Source organism: Sulfitobacter guttiformis, from assembly GCF_003610455.1.
In the GTDB taxonomy this organism is placed as follows: domain Bacteria; phylum Pseudomonadota; class Alphaproteobacteria; order Rhodobacterales; family Rhodobacteraceae; genus Sulfitobacter; species Sulfitobacter guttiformis.
Genome location: NZ_RAQK01000001.1, coordinates 1,541,290 through 1,554,897, shown reverse-complemented (window position 1 = coordinate 1,554,897; position 13,608 = coordinate 1,541,290). Strand labels below are relative to the sequence as shown.

17 protein-coding genes are annotated in these 13,608 nt (G+C 55.3%); 13 read left to right on the top strand and 4 right to left on the bottom strand.

The genetic code is table 11. The features are described from left to right. Nucleotides 1-4 precede the first annotated feature (4 nt). The gene (locus C8N30_RS07705; RefSeq protein WP_025063927.1) at nt 5-1,222 is read left to right on the top strand and encodes a class I SAM-dependent RNA methyltransferase; all 1,218 of its coding nucleotides are present in this window, start codon (nt 5-7) and stop codon (nt 1,220-1,222) included. Nucleotides 1,223-1,339: 117 nt separating this feature from the next. After that, nucleotides 1,340-1,840: a L,D-transpeptidase family protein gene (locus tag C8N30_RS07700; RefSeq protein ID WP_025063926.1), complete on the top strand. Its 501-nt coding sequence runs from the start codon at nt 1,340-1,342 to the stop codon at nt 1,838-1,840. Between the two features lie 34 nt (nt 1,841-1,874). Here the strand turns inward: C8N30_RS07700 and dalA are convergent, their stop codons facing one another. Further along, the gene (gene dalA, locus C8N30_RS07695) at nt 1,875-2,384 is read right to left on the bottom strand and encodes a divisome-associated lipoprotein DalA (protein WP_025063925.1); all 510 of its coding nucleotides are present in this window, start codon (nt 2,382-2,384) and stop codon (nt 1,875-1,877) included. 163 nt (nt 2,385-2,547) lie between these two features. On the opposite strand from dalA, the gene C8N30_RS07690 reads away from it, so the two are divergent. Together C8N30_RS07690 and C8N30_RS07685 are read left to right on the top strand one after the other, a co-directional pair. Continuing rightward, entirely contained in the window at nt 2,548-3,156 is a 609-nt protein-coding gene (locus C8N30_RS07690) for a L,D-transpeptidase (RefSeq protein ID WP_025063924.1), read from the top strand. Nucleotides 3,157-3,302: 146 nt separating this feature from the next. Then, complete coding sequence (locus C8N30_RS07685; RefSeq protein WP_025063923.1) at nt 3,303-3,482, top strand: hypothetical protein; 180 nt, start codon at nt 3,303-3,305, stop codon at nt 3,480-3,482. A gap of 329 nt (nt 3,483-3,811) precedes the next feature. Here C8N30_RS07685 and hemH read toward each other — a convergent pair whose 3' ends face one another. Both hemH and C8N30_RS07675 read right to left on the bottom strand, forming a co-directional pair. Beyond that, nucleotides 3,812-4,876 carry a ferrochelatase gene (hemH, locus tag C8N30_RS07680; RefSeq protein ID WP_025063922.1) on the bottom strand — a complete coding sequence of 355 codons (1,065 nt, stop codon included), beginning with the start codon at nt 4,874-4,876 and terminating at the stop codon, nt 3,812-3,814. Nucleotides 4,877-4,927: 51 nt separating this feature from the next. Continuing rightward, the gene (locus tag C8N30_RS07675; RefSeq protein WP_232222850.1) at nt 4,928-5,728 is read right to left on the bottom strand and encodes a methyltransferase domain-containing protein; all 801 of its coding nucleotides are present in this window, start codon (nt 5,726-5,728) and stop codon (nt 4,928-4,930) included. 29 nt (nt 5,729-5,757) lie between these two features. On the opposite strand from C8N30_RS07675, the gene C8N30_RS07670 reads away from it, so the two are divergent. Genes C8N30_RS07670 through C8N30_RS07655 form a run of 4 tightly spaced genes read left to right on the top strand, consistent with a single transcriptional unit; the run spans nt 5,758 to nt 8,040 of the window. Then, a complete protein-coding gene (locus C8N30_RS07670; protein ID WP_025063920.1) occupies nt 5,758-6,486 on the top strand; it encodes a ComF family protein in 729 nt (242 codons plus the stop codon). 35 nt (nt 6,487-6,521) lie between these two features. Continuing rightward, nucleotides 6,522-6,779 carry a glutaredoxin 3 gene (gene grxC / locus C8N30_RS07665; RefSeq protein ID WP_025063919.1) on the top strand — a complete coding sequence of 86 codons (258 nt, stop codon included), beginning with the start codon at nt 6,522-6,524 and terminating at the stop codon, nt 6,777-6,779. Then, entirely contained in the window at nt 6,776-7,609 is an 834-nt protein-coding gene (locus tag C8N30_RS07660; RefSeq protein ID WP_025063918.1) for a carbon-nitrogen hydrolase family protein, read from the top strand. The genes grxC and C8N30_RS07660 overlap by 4 nt, the downstream gene beginning before the upstream one ends. Then, the gene (locus tag C8N30_RS07655; protein ID WP_025063917.1) at nt 7,606-8,040 is read left to right on the top strand and encodes a MarR family winged helix-turn-helix transcriptional regulator; all 435 of its coding nucleotides are present in this window, start codon (nt 7,606-7,608) and stop codon (nt 8,038-8,040) included. Before C8N30_RS07660 ends, C8N30_RS07655 begins: the two co-directional genes overlap by 4 nt. On the opposite strand, the gene ubiG is transcribed toward C8N30_RS07655, so the two are convergent. Further along, on the bottom strand, nt 8,037-8,786 hold the full coding sequence (ubiG, locus tag C8N30_RS07650; RefSeq protein WP_025063916.1) for a bifunctional 2-polyprenyl-6-hydroxyphenol methylase/3-demethylubiquinol 3-O-methyltransferase UbiG: 750 nt from the start codon (nt 8,784-8,786) through the stop codon (nt 8,037-8,039). The two genes, C8N30_RS07655 and ubiG, sit on opposite strands and share 4 nt — an antisense overlap. A gap of 48 nt (nt 8,787-8,834) precedes the next feature. On the opposite strand from ubiG, the gene pip reads away from it, so the two are divergent. The 5 genes from pip to C8N30_RS07625 all read left to right on the top strand — a co-directional run bounded on the left by pip (nt 8,835) and on the right by C8N30_RS07625 (nt 13,603). Continuing rightward, entirely contained in the window at nt 8,835-9,806 is a 972-nt protein-coding gene (gene pip, locus C8N30_RS07645; RefSeq protein ID WP_025063915.1) for a prolyl aminopeptidase, read from the top strand. Beyond that, the gene (locus C8N30_RS07640; RefSeq protein WP_025063914.1) at nt 9,803-10,633 is read left to right on the top strand and encodes an ABC transporter substrate-binding protein; all 831 of its coding nucleotides are present in this window, start codon (nt 9,803-9,805) and stop codon (nt 10,631-10,633) included. Before pip ends, C8N30_RS07640 begins: the two co-directional genes overlap by 4 nt. A 137-nt stretch (nt 10,634-10,770) precedes the next feature. Continuing rightward, nucleotides 10,771-11,349: a ribosome maturation factor RimP gene (rimP, locus tag C8N30_RS07635; protein ID WP_025063913.1), complete on the top strand. Its 579-nt coding sequence runs from the start codon at nt 10,771-10,773 to the stop codon at nt 11,347-11,349. Continuing rightward, nucleotides 11,349-12,959: a transcription termination factor NusA gene (gene nusA / locus C8N30_RS07630; protein WP_025063912.1), complete on the top strand. Its 1,611-nt coding sequence runs from the start codon at nt 11,349-11,351 to the stop codon at nt 12,957-12,959. Before rimP ends, nusA begins: the two co-directional genes overlap by 1 nt. 23 nt (nt 12,960-12,982) lie before the next feature. After that, nucleotides 12,983-13,603 (top strand): RNA-binding protein, encoded by a 621-nt coding sequence (locus C8N30_RS07625; protein WP_025063911.1) that lies wholly within the window; start codon nt 12,983-12,985, stop codon nt 13,601-13,603. Nucleotides 13,604-13,608 lie beyond the last annotated feature (5 nt).

Genomic DNA, 13,608 nt, shown 5'->3' with positions numbered 1-13,608 from the left:
GCATATGACAGAATATAGCATAAAACGACTTGGTATTTACGGTGACGGCATTGCCGAAGGGCCGGTGTTCGCGCCGATGACCCTTCCGGGAGAGGTCGTTACAGGAACACTTGAGGGGACGACGCTGAACGACGTGAAAATTATCACTCCGTCCGAGGATCGCGTCGCACCGCCCTGCCGCCACTTCAAAGCATGTGGCGGTTGCCAGCTGCAACATGCCTCCGATTTTCTGGTCGCTGACTTTAAAACTGACATCATCGCGCAGGCATTGGCTGCGCAGGGTATTCAGACAGACATCAGGCCAATTCTGACTTCGCCTGCCAATTCGCGCCGCCGTGCCACATTTGCCGCGCGTCGAACTAAAAAGGGGACGATGTCCGGCTTTTACGGGCGCGCTTCGGGAACTGTAATCGAGATCCCGGGCTGCCAACTGGTTGAGCCGGAATTGCTGGCGGCGCGCGACATTGCAGAATCGCTTGCCGAGATAGGGGGGAGCCGCAAAGCTACTCTCGCCGTCACCGTAACCACCTCTGCCCGAGGCCTTGACGTTCAGGCAAGTGGCGGCAAGCCGTTGGACGGACCGCTGCGGATTGCGCTGGCGGGATTGTGCGACAGCAGGGGCTTTGCGCGCCTGACGTGGGAAGATGAAGTCATTGCGCAGCGTGCTCCGCCGGTTCAACGTTTTGGCGTGGCTGATGTCTGCCCGCCACCGGGTGCATTTATGCAGGCTACGGCCCATGGCGAGGCCCAATTACTGGCAGCTGTTCAGGAGGCCGTCGGCAGCGCCAAGCGGGTGATCGATCTGTTCGCGGGTTGCGGTACTTTCACATTGCCGCTGGCCAAAAATGCCGAAGTTTGGGCGGTTGAGGGCGATGCCCTGATGATGGCTGCGATGGATAAAGGCTGGCGCATGGCTGTTGGCCTGAAGACTGTGACGCATGTGACGCGTGACCTGTACAGGCGCCCGCTTTTGCCGGATGAGTTCAAGAAATTCGATGCCGTAGTGATGGATCCGCCTCGCAATGGTGCTGAGGCCCAGACTGCAGAGCTTGTCAACAGTAACATAAAGCGTGTCGCCTATGTCTCATGCAATCCGGTTACATTTGCCCGCGATGTGGCGCAGATGATTGCAGGGGGCTTCACACTGGACTGGGTACAGCCGGTGGACCAGTTCCGCTGGTCATCGCATGTCGAGCTCGCAGCGCAACTGAGCCGCACCTGAAGGCGGCAAATTCCGCCGGTCTTGCCGGTTTTTCGAATTGACACCTTTGTGTACTGACAGACATTTGGTATAGTGTAGGGAATAACAATCCGATCAACGGATACAGGCAGTAGTGATATGAAACGCAGACATCTTATCCTTGGTGGCGCAGCGGTCGCGACCCTTGGTGCGTGTGGCGCACCCAGTAAATTCAAACGGTACAGAGGCCCTGAAGTCACGGGCGTTGTCGTGAATAAGGCGGAGCGTAAAATGTTCCTCTTGAGTGATTCGCGTGTGATGAAAGAATATGATGTGTTTTTGGGTTTCGCGCCCGAAGGGCATAAGGTCATGGAGGGCGATGGAAAAACCCCTGAAGGTGTTTACCGTATCGACCGCCGCAATCCGAACAGCCGCTTTCATCTGTCTCTCGGGATCTCATACCCGAATGCAGAGGATATTCGTGTCGCCACAGAACTGGGAAAGTCACCTGGTGGTGAGATATTTATCCATGGCCAGCGCCATCCAATGCGCAAGGATTCCGGTGATTGGACGTGGGGCTGCATTGCTGTGAGCAATGACGAGATGGAGAATATTTACGCCATGATCAAGGACGGCACGCCGATCGCGATTAATCCTTGATGCTAGAAGTGCTTTTGGCGCTGACCTTTAAAGGTCAGCCGCCGATCACCAGCGTCCACCAAATTTTCCCATTATTTTCCTGAAACCACGAAAATCCCATCGTCCGAGCCTCGGGTGCCATGATGATACGGCGTGTATCTGGCTGTGCCATCCACGCACCCAATGTCTCAAGCTCAGTCTCGTAGGTTTCCGAGATTACTTCACCGATGAGAGTGCCGGTAAAGCCGACACGGCGCACACGGTCTACGGGTGATGAACCGTCGGAGCCGAAGTGCCACGGGCGATTTTGAACCTGCATGTCACGTGAATGGGTCGCGGCGGCTGCAGTCAGCTGTGCATCAAGCTGCACGGGAGAAAGGCCCGAGGCAGAGCGAAGCGAATTGACCGAATCAAGCATGCGGAATGGAAGTTCGTCCGCTTCACGCTGGCCGATTTTATAGGCTTTTGGCACGGGACGCCCGTCAGCGCCAATTGTGGGCGCGGCTGGCTGGCAGGCAGTCAACGCCATGACAGTTACCAGCAATACAGTGAAAAGACGGATCATTACGCTACTCCAAGCCCAAATATGATAGTTCCCATTACATGCTGTGTTGCAACAGTACAAATGCACTTAGCTGTGATCCGCCGATGTCACACCGGATTGATTTGAAAACGTGTCTTTGAGGCAATATAGAAGATCGATAATGGATTTCAGCCGGAGGCAGAACATGTCCAACGAAACATTTAAATTGAATTCACGCCGCGGGTTTCTCGCCGGATCTGCCGCACTTTTGGCCGCGCCCGCAATCGCTCAGACATCTGATGTGAATAGTCTGGAAACCACAGAAACAGAGCGCGATGTCACAGAGGTGGTACGCCGCAATATTTCGAGCTTTCGTACGCTTGATTGGCAGCCCTATTTTGACAACACTAAAAACGGTGCGATCCTTGTCGATATCGACAGTCGTGCAGTCCACTACTGGTCCGAGGATCAGAGCGAGTACAAGCTGTACCCCTCTAGCGTTCCGCTGACCCAGGAACTGACCCGCCGTGGCCGGACAGAAATCATTCAGAAAGTAGAAGGCCCAAGCTGGCGCCCGACACCCTCCATGCTTGAGCGGAACCCTGAGTGGCCTGCATTTATCGGACCTGGCCCTGATAACCCGCTGGGCACTCACGCACTTTACTTGAGCTGGACATACTACCGCATTCACGGCACTCACGACACGCGTAAAATTGGTCGCCGTTCATCCAACGGTTGCGTTGGTCTTTACAATGAGCACATCGCAGAGCTGTACGGTAAGACAAAAGTCGGCACACAAGTGTTGCTAATTTGACGACATTTAGGCGCTACTCGTAATCGGCTGATGAATCTTTGTTCCCTTCGTGTGACAGATGCTATTTAGAAAAACACACGAGGTTAAGTCTTAGACGCGTTTCATGCTGAGAATCGTGGCGCGTCATCTTCTGGAGGTTATTTACTATGAAAAAACTCGTTCTCGCCGCCGCTATGTCCGTTGCCGCTTCTTCCGCATTTGCAGGTTCGCTTGCAGATCCGATCATCGAAGCGCCAGTAATCGTTGAAGAAGCTTCCAGCTCTTCGGCAGGCATTCTCGTTCCACTGCTTTTGGTGGTTCTGGTTGCAGCAGCTTTGGCTGACTAAATTTCGGTCTTCGACTGAATTGAAAAAGGCGGTGCATTGCGCCGCCTTTTTTACGTAAACCAGCTTGGCAAACCACATTATTTGTATTTATCAGGCGCAGTTTCTTAACTTATGGTCTAATTGAAGCGACTGCCTGCTCGTCCAAAGTCCGCAACCAATCCGGCTGCTCCAAGGCGAAATGTATCGAACTGGAGTAGCACATAAATAAGTTTCGGTGGGACTTCTAAGCGGGAGTGGTTTTTCGCAAGCCCAGCCCACAGCATCCTGACTTACTTCCTTACACAAATTGTTAAAGCCGCTCTTCGGCCCTTCTGGGGGTACATTCTGGCCTAGATCCAACCTGCTAAATTCTCGCGAATCACATTCGAGAGGGCAGTGATATGTGCGTCATCGTCGTTCAGACATGGAATATAAGTGAACGTCTCGCCACCGGCTTCCTCGAAACTCTCGAAAATCTCTTCGTTGATTTCCTCAAGGGTCTCGATGCAATCCGCGGAAAATGCAGGGGCGCATACGGCGATGTTCTTTTTGCCTTGTTCGGCGAGACGGGCAACTTCCTCAACCGTATAGGGCTGGAGCCATTCTTCGGGGCCAAATTTTGACTGGAAAGTTGTCTTTATCTCTGTGTCGTTCCAGCCAAGACGCTCTTTGAGCAATCGCGTCGTTTTCTGGCATTGGCAGTGATAGGGGTCGCCCTCCATCAGATACCGCTTTGGCACTCCATGATATGAACATACCAGTATGTCCGGGCGTGTATCGAGCTTGGCATAAGCTGTCTCAATACTTTTAGCGAGCGCGTCGATATAATCGGGGCGGTCAAAATATGGCTGGACCGTCCGGCTGGCGGGCTGCCATTTTTCTTTGGTCAAAGCTTCAAAGAATTTGTCGCATGCTGTGGCTGAGGTGGCACCGGCATAATGAGGATATAGTGGAAAAAAGAGGATCTTTTGGCATCCGGCTTTAACCAGCTTTTCAACCTTGCTTTGCGTGGAAGGATTCCCATAGCGCATGCAGTACTCCACCATGACATCATCGCCATAGGTTTTCTGCATTTCTGCAGCAATCTTGGTTGTCTGTGCTTTTGTAATGGTCAGCAGAGGGCTCTCGTTCGCCTCCTCGTTCCAGATTGATTTATAGGCTGCGCCGGAAGTGAAGGGTCGTTTGGTCAGGATTACCAACTGCAACAACGGCTGCCAGAGCCATGGTGAATAGTCGATCACGCGCTGGTCAGACAGAAACTCCCCCAGATACCGACGCATGGACCAATAGTCGTAGTTGTCCGGCGTGCCGAGATTGCCGACAAGTACCCCAATCTTGGGGCGCGCTACTGGCGGGTGGTCGGCAGCTGCGTGAACAGGGCATGTCGCCGTCTCGGTGGGATGCATATCTTTCATCGGACAATCCTGAATAGTGTAAAGGGTGACATAGTCAGATTTGGCGTGGGGTCAATCGCGTAGGGGTTTTTCAGGTGTCCCAAGGGCATCGGCAAGGCGCTGTTGCGCGGATCCAGGCCTCAGGGGTTTCGGCTGGGAGGCGTCAGGGGCCCATCCCGTGATCACTTGAAGCTCGAAGCTGGCGTATAGACGGCCAGAGGGTGCGACAAAATGAGCAGCGTATAATTCCTGTGCACGTTGAAACACTGCGCGGCGCGTTGGATGGCGTAGGCGGGCTGTCAGCGCGTTGGTTTCTCCCATACTGCGCAGATCATTCATCAGGTGCCAGATGTCGCGATACTCTACCTTCAGCGTGGCCGTATCCGCCACTGGCAGGGCAAATCCCGCACGCTGCAGAAGCCCGCCTAGATCACGCAGCTCGGGCAGGGGAGCAATGCGCGGAGAAAGTCCGCCCGTTATCTCAATCTCAGCCTCGCCCAGTGAGCGCCGCAGTTCTTGCAGCGTATCGCCGCCAAAGCTTATGCCGATGAATAACCCGTCAGCGGTTAGGGCGCGGCGGCACTGAATTAATTGCCCGACTGGATCGTTCGCCCAATGCAGACCGAGCACATGCGCCACAAGATCATGGGACTGTGGTAAAAGGTTGAGAGTCTCGGTATCGGAAGCGATCTGGGCCGCTGGAAAGAATGGTTGCCAAAATTCGCCAAACGCTGTGACAATCGCAGGCTTGGTAAACGACTTATTAACCATGTCCAAGCGATCCTGAAGTTCATCCACTGCAGCGGCGTGCAGGAACATCCCATCAGCTGTCGCGCGGGTGCGGTGCGCCTCAAGGGCCTGTCTGTCAGTCATGGGCGTTGTCATAGAGGAGATATAGGCCGGTGCTTGCGCAACTTCAAACAGCGGTAGCGCTGATTTATCCTCCCCGCTGTATTACCTGCGGCGATACAGTCGAGAGTGATTTTGGCCTGTGCGGTACGTGCTGGCGCGACACGGCGTTTCTTGGTGGGATGATTTGCGACTTGTGCGGTATCCAGCTACCTGCTGGTGGGGATGGCTTGGTGCACCACTGTGACAGCTGCATGCAGGCGCCGAAGCCTTGGGTGCAAGGGCGTGCTGCTGTCATGTACCGCGACACGGGTCGTAAGATGGTCTTGGCGCTAAAGCACGGTGACAGGCAGGAAATGGCTCGCCCTGCGGGGCTGTGGATGGCGAACCTTATGCGCGGACTTGTGGCGGAGGATGCGATTGTGGTGCCTGTGCCACTACACTGGTCGCGCCTGCTCAAACGTCGTTACAATCAATCAGCATTGTTGGCTAAGGTTGTCGCCCGCAGGCTCAACCTTGATTGGTGCCCCGATGCGTTGGTGCGGGTGAGGCGAACCGCATCTTTGGAGGGATTGAGCCACGAACAGCGGTTCGACATGCTGGAAACCGCCATCCGCCCGCACCCCAAACGCGGTGTTTTGCTCAAGCGGCGGCCCGTTCTGTTGATCGATGATGTGATGACCACCGGCGCGACTCTGATCGCATGCACTCGTGCATGTATCGACGCCGAGTCTGGCCCCGTGCGCGTCCTGACCCTAGCAAGAGCGGGCAAAGACGCTTAAATCCTTTTCCAACACTTGTTGAAAAGGACCAGTTCATGAAACCTGTCGAAATTTACACCTCCCCGCTGTGCGGTTATTGCCACGCTGCGAAACGACTGCTGAACAGCAAAGGCGTCAGTTTTTCCGAAGTTGATGTCTTGTCAAATCCCGACCGCAAGCCGGAGATGATCAAGCGCGCCAACGGTGGCCGCACCGTGCCACAGATTTTTGTAGGCGATGTGCATGTCGGCGGCTTTGATGATCTCAATGCGCTCGAGCGGGCGGGAAAGCTTGATGCGCTGCTGAAGGCATGAGAATAGCGATCCTCCAGCTGAACGTCAGCGATGATCCAGCAGAGAACCTGGTGGTGACGCGGCGCATGCTGGAGGAGGCCGCAGCGAAGGGTGCACAACTTGTATGCACGCCCGAAGTCAGTAACTGCATATCGACAAGCCGCGATCACCAGCAGCGCGTTTTGCATTACGAGGACGAAGATCCAACTCTCGCGGCAATGCGCGAGGAAGCAAAAAAACACGGAGTCTGGCTGTCGATTGGATCAATAGCTCTGAAAACGCAGGACGCAGACGGGCGTTTTGCCAACCGATCATTTCTGATTGATCCGGAGGGCATGGTCGTCGCCCGCTATGATAAAATCCATATGTTTGATGTGGCTGTAAGTGCGACCGAGACGTACCGAGAATCAGCCGGCTACCGTCCGGGATTCCAGGCAGTTCTTGCGCAAACCCCTTTTGCAGCCATTGGCATGACCATTTGCTATGATGTCCGGTTTCCTGCGCTTTATCAGTCATTGGCCGATGCGGGCGCACAAATCCTCACGGTGCCTTCGGCGTTTTCCCCCGTTACCGGGGCGGCGCATTGGCATGTTTTACTGCGGGCGAGGGCCATCGAGACAGGTTGCTTTTTAATCGCGGCCGCCCAGACAGGCACGCACGCCAGTGCCCTCCACAAGACCCGCGAAACCTATGGTCATTCGCTGGTGATTTCACCGTGGGGTGAGGTGATCCTAGACGCAGGAACGTCCGCAGGCGTATATATGTGCGATCTGGATATGGGGCAGATCAAAGCAGCCCGTGCCAAAGTACCCAGTATGAGCCACAAGCGCCCTTTTGATGGACCACTATGAGCGATACATCCAACACACTTGCGATCATGCTGTTCAGCGAAATTCTGGGCGCTGACCAGATATTGCGCAGCCGCCTGAGCAAGGTGCTGCCTAAGGGCATGGAAATATCCCATTTTTCTGTGCTCAATCATCTCGCTTGGCGCGACCTTGAGCGCTCTCCGGCACAATTGGCCGAGACATTTCACGTAACCCGCGGTGCCATGACCAATACCCTGACCAAGCTTGAGTGGGCCGGCTATATACACGTTCGGCCCGATTGGGATGATGCACGCCGAAAGATGGTCACGATCAGTCCGGCCGGTCGCCTTGCCCGTGAAACTGCGCTCAGCGCGATTGCTCCGATGATCACAAAGGTCGTTGAAGACCTCGGTGAGGATAAGGCGCGCGCGGCTCTGCCGATACTGCGCGAGTTGCGCAACCAGATCGACTAGGTTTTTGGTTTCAGGCTTGCAGTGACATAGTTAACGCTCAAGTCCTTTGCCGACAGGCTCCATCTCCACAAAATCGGGTTGAAAACGAATCCTTTGCGGTCGACCGGTGTCAGCCCTGATTCATTCAGCATATTATAGAGTTCGTCGGGTGTTATGAATTTGGACCATTCGTGTGTGCCTTTTGGCAGCCAGCGCATGACATGCTCGGCCCCGACGATCGCCACAACATAAGACTTGGCGTTGCGGTTCAGCGTTGAGCAGATATGAAGGCCGCCAGGTTTGAGCAATTGGCGGCAGGCGGTAAGGTAGGCAATGGGTGAGGCGACATGCTCGACCACTTCCATATTCAGTACTACATCGAATTGCTCGCCTGCTTCGGCCAAAGCCTCCGCCGTGGTATGGCGATAGTCGATTTTCAAATCCGACTGCTGTGCATGGATTTGTGCGACAGGAATGTTGCCCGCTGCCGCATCTGCCCCGACTACTGTGGCACCCAGACGCGCCATCGGCTCTGACAACAGCCCGCCGCCGCAGCCGATATCGAGGATACGCAGACCTTTGAATGCATCAGGCGCTGTTAGATCGCAGTCGAACTCGCCTGCGATCTGCATGGTGATGTAATCAAGGCGGCATGGGTTGAGCATGTGTAGTGGCTTGAACTTGCCCTCGGCATCCCACCACTCGGCTGCCATGGCCTCGAATTTTGCGACCTCAGCGTCGTCAACAGTGCTCTGATGCGCTTGCATTTTTAAGCTCCTCGTATTCAATGTCTGCTCAACCTATATAGGCTCGTAATGGATAAGACCCCTGATCAAAAGCGCGCAGTGCAGTATTTGTATCCGCCAACAGATCCCTTTGACCGCCGGATGCTCGCCGTCGGGCAGGGGCATCAAGTGTATGTGGAGCAATGCGGAAATCCTGACGGTATTCCCGTTGTTGTTCTGCATGGTGGCCCCGGTGGCGGGTGCAGTCCGTCAATGCGACGCTATTTTGATCCTGAAAAGTTCCGTGTCATCCTGTTTGACCAGCGCGGGTGTGGCCGCTCCACCCCGCATGCGAGCGTCACGGATAACACCACATGGCATCTTGTGGCCGACATCGAACTGATTCGCGAAACGCTCGGAATTGGCCAGTGGGTTGTCTTTGGCGGTAGCTGGGGGGCGACGCTATCGCTCATCTATGCCCAAACGCATCCAAAAGCGGTACGCAATCTGGTGCTGCGCGGTGTGTTCCTGATGACTCAAATTGAACTTGACTGGTTCTATGGTGGCGGTGCGGGTAAATTTTGGCCCGAGGTCTGGGACAGGTTTGCAGCGATCGTGCCCCGCGACGAACAGGATGATTTTATCAAGGCTTACCACAGACGACTGTTTTCCGATGATATGTCCCTGCAAACGCGCTATGCGCGGGCATGGGCCGGATGGGAGAATGCGCTAGCTTCAATTTCCTCTTCTGGGCAGATGATCGAGGGACCCGGAGAATACGCCCGAGCCTTTGCGCGTCTGGAGAATCATTATTTCATCAATAATGGATTTCTGGAGTATGACGGGCAAATCCTCGCCCAAATGGACCGGATCGCCCATATACCGGGTGTGATTGTGCAGGGCAGGTATGACATGATCTGCCCGCCCGCCAGCGCCTATAGTATTGCAAAAGTGTGGCCCAAAGCAGAGTTGAAGATGGTGCGCAATGCCGGCCACGCCCTAAGCGAACCGGGAATTAGCGCCGAACTGGTACGGGCCATGGACCGGATAGCTGCCGCATGAGTCGCAAACCTCTTGACCGCCGTGCATTGTTTTCAAGTGCCGCTGCCGCTGCCCTGCTTGCGGCAACGGGGTTGAGTGCTGGGCCGCTGCCGCAGCGCGGTGGTAAGCTGCGACTTGCGCTTTCGGGAGCGGCACGCACTGATGATTGGGGTAAGGGGGATGGCCTGTTCATGCAGGTCGCAAAGCTCGGTTTGGTGTATGAAACCCTCACAGAAATCTCTGCTGACGGCACGCTTCGCGGGGAGCTTGCTACGGGATGGAGCAGTTCAGCAGACGCCTGTATCTGGACGTTTGAACTTCGGAAGGGTGTGAAATTCCATGATGGCATACCATTTACCGCGTCTGATGTGGTGCATAGCCTTTCAGCGCTAGGCGATGTGCGCGCCTTAGGACCAGGGCGTGTTCAAATCACGTTGAGTGAGCCCGATCCGGCGCTGCCGTTCATGCTGGGTCGTGCGCATCATATTATTCGCCCCGCCCACGCACCTGTTGAGGGTATAGGGACGGGCCTGTACCGCGTTCGGCATTTTGCCGCGGGTCAGCAACTTTTGGCCAGCCGCAGTGCGCCGCATTGGAAGGATGGGCAGGCCGGCTGGTTCGACGAAGTCGAGCTGGTATCGATCCCGCTTTCTTCCGTGCGGGTGCAGGCGATGGCGGAGTATCTGGTGGATGGTGCTGACATTGCCGATGCAACGGCTCTTGCAGGCTTCAACGATATCGCCGTGTGGGACGGTCAGGCCGTAGCGAACAGCGTGGCGATGCCGATGACACTTGGCTGCGGTGTGTTCGACGATCTGCGCGCGCCTCAGCGATGGTGGGGGGCTTGATGTTCTTCGGCTCTGCGCGTATATGGATGTCAACAGCGTGTTGCTTGGGTCCAAACCAAGCGCCAATGATCCTCTGATACGGGCCGCGCGCCCGTTTTTTTGTGCTTGCCGATTACCGGCTAAATCCAAGTGAGACTATGAACAACGATTTGATAGCAAAAGCAGCAATGGACCGGCGTCTGGCCGAAATCATTACCCCTGTCATCGAGGACATGGGCTATGAGCTGGTGCGCGTGCGGCTGATGTCTGGCAAGAACGCGATTTTGCAAATCATGGCTGACAAGCCGGAGGGCGGTATCGAGGTGGACGATTGCGCCAAGATCAGCACAGCCGTCGGCGCGGTGCTGGATGTGGAAGATCCGATTGTAGACGAATATGCGTTAGAAGTTTCAAGCCCCGGCATCGATCGCCCGCTGACACGGCTTAAGGATTTTGCGAACTTCGAGGGATACGAGGCCAAGATCGAAACAGATGATCTGATAGACGGGCGCCGCCGCTTTAAGGGTGAACTGGCGGGCGTTGAGGGCGAAGAAATTTTAATCAATATCGAAGAGGGCACAGTGGGCCTGAAGTTCGAATGGCTGACGGACGCCAAGCTGGTCCTGACAGACGAGTTGATCCGCGAAATGCTGCGCCAGCGTAAAGCGACGGGCGCAATCGACGAAGAACAATTTGATGAAGTGCAGACGCATCTGTCTGACGAGGGAGAAGATTAATGGCCATTACATCCGCAAACCAGCTCGAGCTTTTGCAAACTGCCGAAGCTGTTGCCCGTGAGAAGATGATTGATCCCGTACTGGTGATTGAGGCGATGGAAGAATCCCTCGCCCGCGCTGCAAAATCCCGCTACGGCGCGGAAATGGATATTCGTGTGTCGATTGACCGTAAAACTGGCCGCGCCAAGTTTACCCGTGTTCGTACAGTTGTAGCGGATGCTGAACTGGAAAACTATCAGGCTGAATTTACGGTCGAGCAGGCCAAGCAGTATATGGCCAATCCCGAAATCGGTCAGGAGTTTATCGAAGAAGTTCCCCCCGTCGAGATGGGCCGCATTGCCGCGCAGTCAGCCAAACAGGTGATTCTGCAAAAGGTCCGTGAGGCCGAGCGTGACCGTCAGTACGAAGAATTCAAAGACCGCGCAGGCACCATCATCAACGGTCTGGTCAAGCGCGAAGAATATGGCAACGTCATCGTCGATGTGGGTGCCGGTGAAGCGATCCTGCGCCGCAACGAGAAGATCGGCCGCGAATCATACCGCCCTAACGACCGTATCCGCGTCTACATCAAGGAAGTGCGCCGTGAACAGCGCGGTCCGCAGATCTTCCTGAGCCGCACAGCGCCCGAATTCATGGCGGAGTTGTTCAAGATGGAAGTACCTGAAATCTATGATGGCATCATCGAGATAAAGGCGGTTGCCCGTGACCCCGGTTCACGCGCAAAAATCGCTGTGATCTCCTATGATAACTCTATCGATCCTGTCGGCGCCTGCGTCGGTATGCGCGGTAGCCGTGTTCAGGCCGTCGTGAATGAGCTTCAGGGTGAAAAAATCGACATTATCCCGTGGAACGAAGATATGCCCACTTTCCTTGTGAACGCGCTTCAACCAGCCGAAGTGTCCAAGGTTGTTTTGGACGAAGAAGCGGGCAAGATCGAAGTCGTGGTGCCCGAAGAGCAGCTGAGCCTTGCGATTGGTCGCCGCGGCCAGAACGTGCGGCTTGCATCACAGCTGACCGGACTCGATATCGACATCATGACCGAAGCACAGGAAAGCGAACGCCGTCAGGCCGAGTTTGAACTGCGCACCAAGTTGTTTATGGATAACCTTGATCTCGATGAGTTCTTTGCCCAGCTTCTGGTTTCCGAGGGCTTCACAAGCCTGGAAGAGGTTGCTTATGTCGAGTTGGACGAGCTTCTCGTGATCGACGGTGTTGATGAAGATACCGCAGCCGAGTTGCAGGCCCGTGCACAGGACGTTCTCGAAGCGCAAAATAAAGCTGCACTTGATGCGGCGCGTGCGCTGGGCGCAGAGGATAGCCTGATTAACTTCGAAGGTCTGACGCCTCAGATGATCGAGGCTCTCGCCAAGGACGATGTGAAAACCCTTGAAGACTTTGCGACATGTGCCGACTGGGAGTTGGCCGGTGGCTGGACGACTGTAAATGGCGAGCGCGTGAAGGATGATGGTACGCTTGAGCCCTTCGAGATGACCCTTGAAGAAGCGCAAGCCATGATCATGACGGCCCGTGTAATGCTGGGCTGGGTTGATCCTGCCGATCTTGAAACCGACGCTGACGAAGGCGACGCTGACGAGGAGGCCGAGGCCTGATCGCAGGCCTCGGGAGAACCAATATGGGACGCGGTGGCGCATCCAAAGACCGCGAGAGCGGCGCAGAGCGTAAATGCCTTGCTACAGGTGACGTGCAACAAAAGTACCAGATGGTGCGTTTCGTTGTAGGGCCTGAGGGTCAGGTATTTCCAGACGTGATGGGTAAATTACCTGGCCGCGGTATGTGGGTGACGGCAAATCGTGCCGCTCTTGAGATGGCCGTAAAAAGGGGGTTGTTCTCGCGCTCTGCGAAACAGCCGCTTAAGACACCGGATAATCTGGTGGAAGAAGTTGAAAAGCAGCTGGCCCGCCGTGTGGTGGACCTTATCTCGATGCAGCGCAAGGCAGGTAAAGCCGTAGCGGGCTATGAGAAAGTCAAAAGTTGGCTGCAAACGGAAGAGGCGCTTGTGTTGATTCAGGCTGTGGATGGATCAGGACGGGGCAAATCAAAACTGAGTACGCCGCATTACGGACACTATATCGGGTGTCTTACTGCGGATGAATTGGGTTTGGCATTCGGACGCCAAACTGTGATACATGGGGCGCTCGCCTCTGGTGGACTCACTCTGCGTGTTGTAGAGGAAGCTCACAGACTAAACGGCGTGCGCAAAAACGAGGCTGGTATCGACCAGCCGAAAGGATAGACGAG

Excerpts from the sequence above, each read along its gene's own strand:
- C8N30_RS07685 (WP_025063923.1), top strand. The coding sequence starts at position 3,303 with ATGAAAAAACTCGTTCTCGCCGCCGCTATGTCCGTTGCCGCTTCTTCC.
- grxC (WP_025063919.1), top strand. The coding sequence starts at position 6,522 with ATGAAACCTGTCGAAATTTACACCTCCCCGCTGTGCGGTTATTGCCAC.
- dalA (WP_025063925.1), bottom strand. The coding sequence starts at position 2,384 with ATGATCCGTCTTTTCACTGTATTGCTGGTAACTGTCATGGCGTTGACT.
- C8N30_RS07700 (WP_025063926.1), top strand. The coding sequence starts at position 1,340 with ATGAAACGCAGACATCTTATCCTTGGTGGCGCAGCGGTCGCGACCCTT.
- C8N30_RS07675 (WP_232222850.1), bottom strand. The coding sequence starts at position 5,728 with ATGACTGACAGACAGGCCCTTGAGGCGCACCGCACCCGCGCGACAGCT.
- ubiG (WP_025063916.1), bottom strand. The coding sequence starts at position 8,786 with ATGCAAGCGCATCAGAGCACTGTTGACGACGCTGAGGTCGCAAAATTC.
- hemH (WP_025063922.1), bottom strand. The coding sequence starts at position 4,876 with ATGAAAGATATGCATCCCACCGAGACGGCGACATGCCCTGTTCACGCA.
- C8N30_RS07660 (WP_025063918.1), top strand. The coding sequence starts at position 6,776 with ATGAGAATAGCGATCCTCCAGCTGAACGTCAGCGATGATCCAGCAGAG.
- rimP (WP_025063913.1), top strand. The coding sequence starts at position 10,771 with ATGAACAACGATTTGATAGCAAAAGCAGCAATGGACCGGCGTCTGGCC.
- C8N30_RS07690 (WP_025063924.1), top strand. The coding sequence starts at position 2,548 with ATGTCCAACGAAACATTTAAATTGAATTCACGCCGCGGGTTTCTCGCC.
- nusA (WP_025063912.1), top strand. The coding sequence starts at position 11,349 with ATGGCCATTACATCCGCAAACCAGCTCGAGCTTTTGCAAACTGCCGAA.
- C8N30_RS07705 (WP_025063927.1), top strand. The coding sequence starts at position 5 with ATGACAGAATATAGCATAAAACGACTTGGTATTTACGGTGACGGCATT.
- C8N30_RS07625 (WP_025063911.1), top strand. The coding sequence starts at position 12,983 with ATGGGACGCGGTGGCGCATCCAAAGACCGCGAGAGCGGCGCAGAGCGT.
- pip (WP_025063915.1), top strand. The coding sequence starts at position 8,835 with ATGGATAAGACCCCTGATCAAAAGCGCGCAGTGCAGTATTTGTATCCG.
- C8N30_RS07655 (WP_025063917.1), top strand. The coding sequence starts at position 7,606 with ATGAGCGATACATCCAACACACTTGCGATCATGCTGTTCAGCGAAATT.
- C8N30_RS07640 (WP_025063914.1), top strand. The coding sequence starts at position 9,803 with ATGAGTCGCAAACCTCTTGACCGCCGTGCATTGTTTTCAAGTGCCGCT.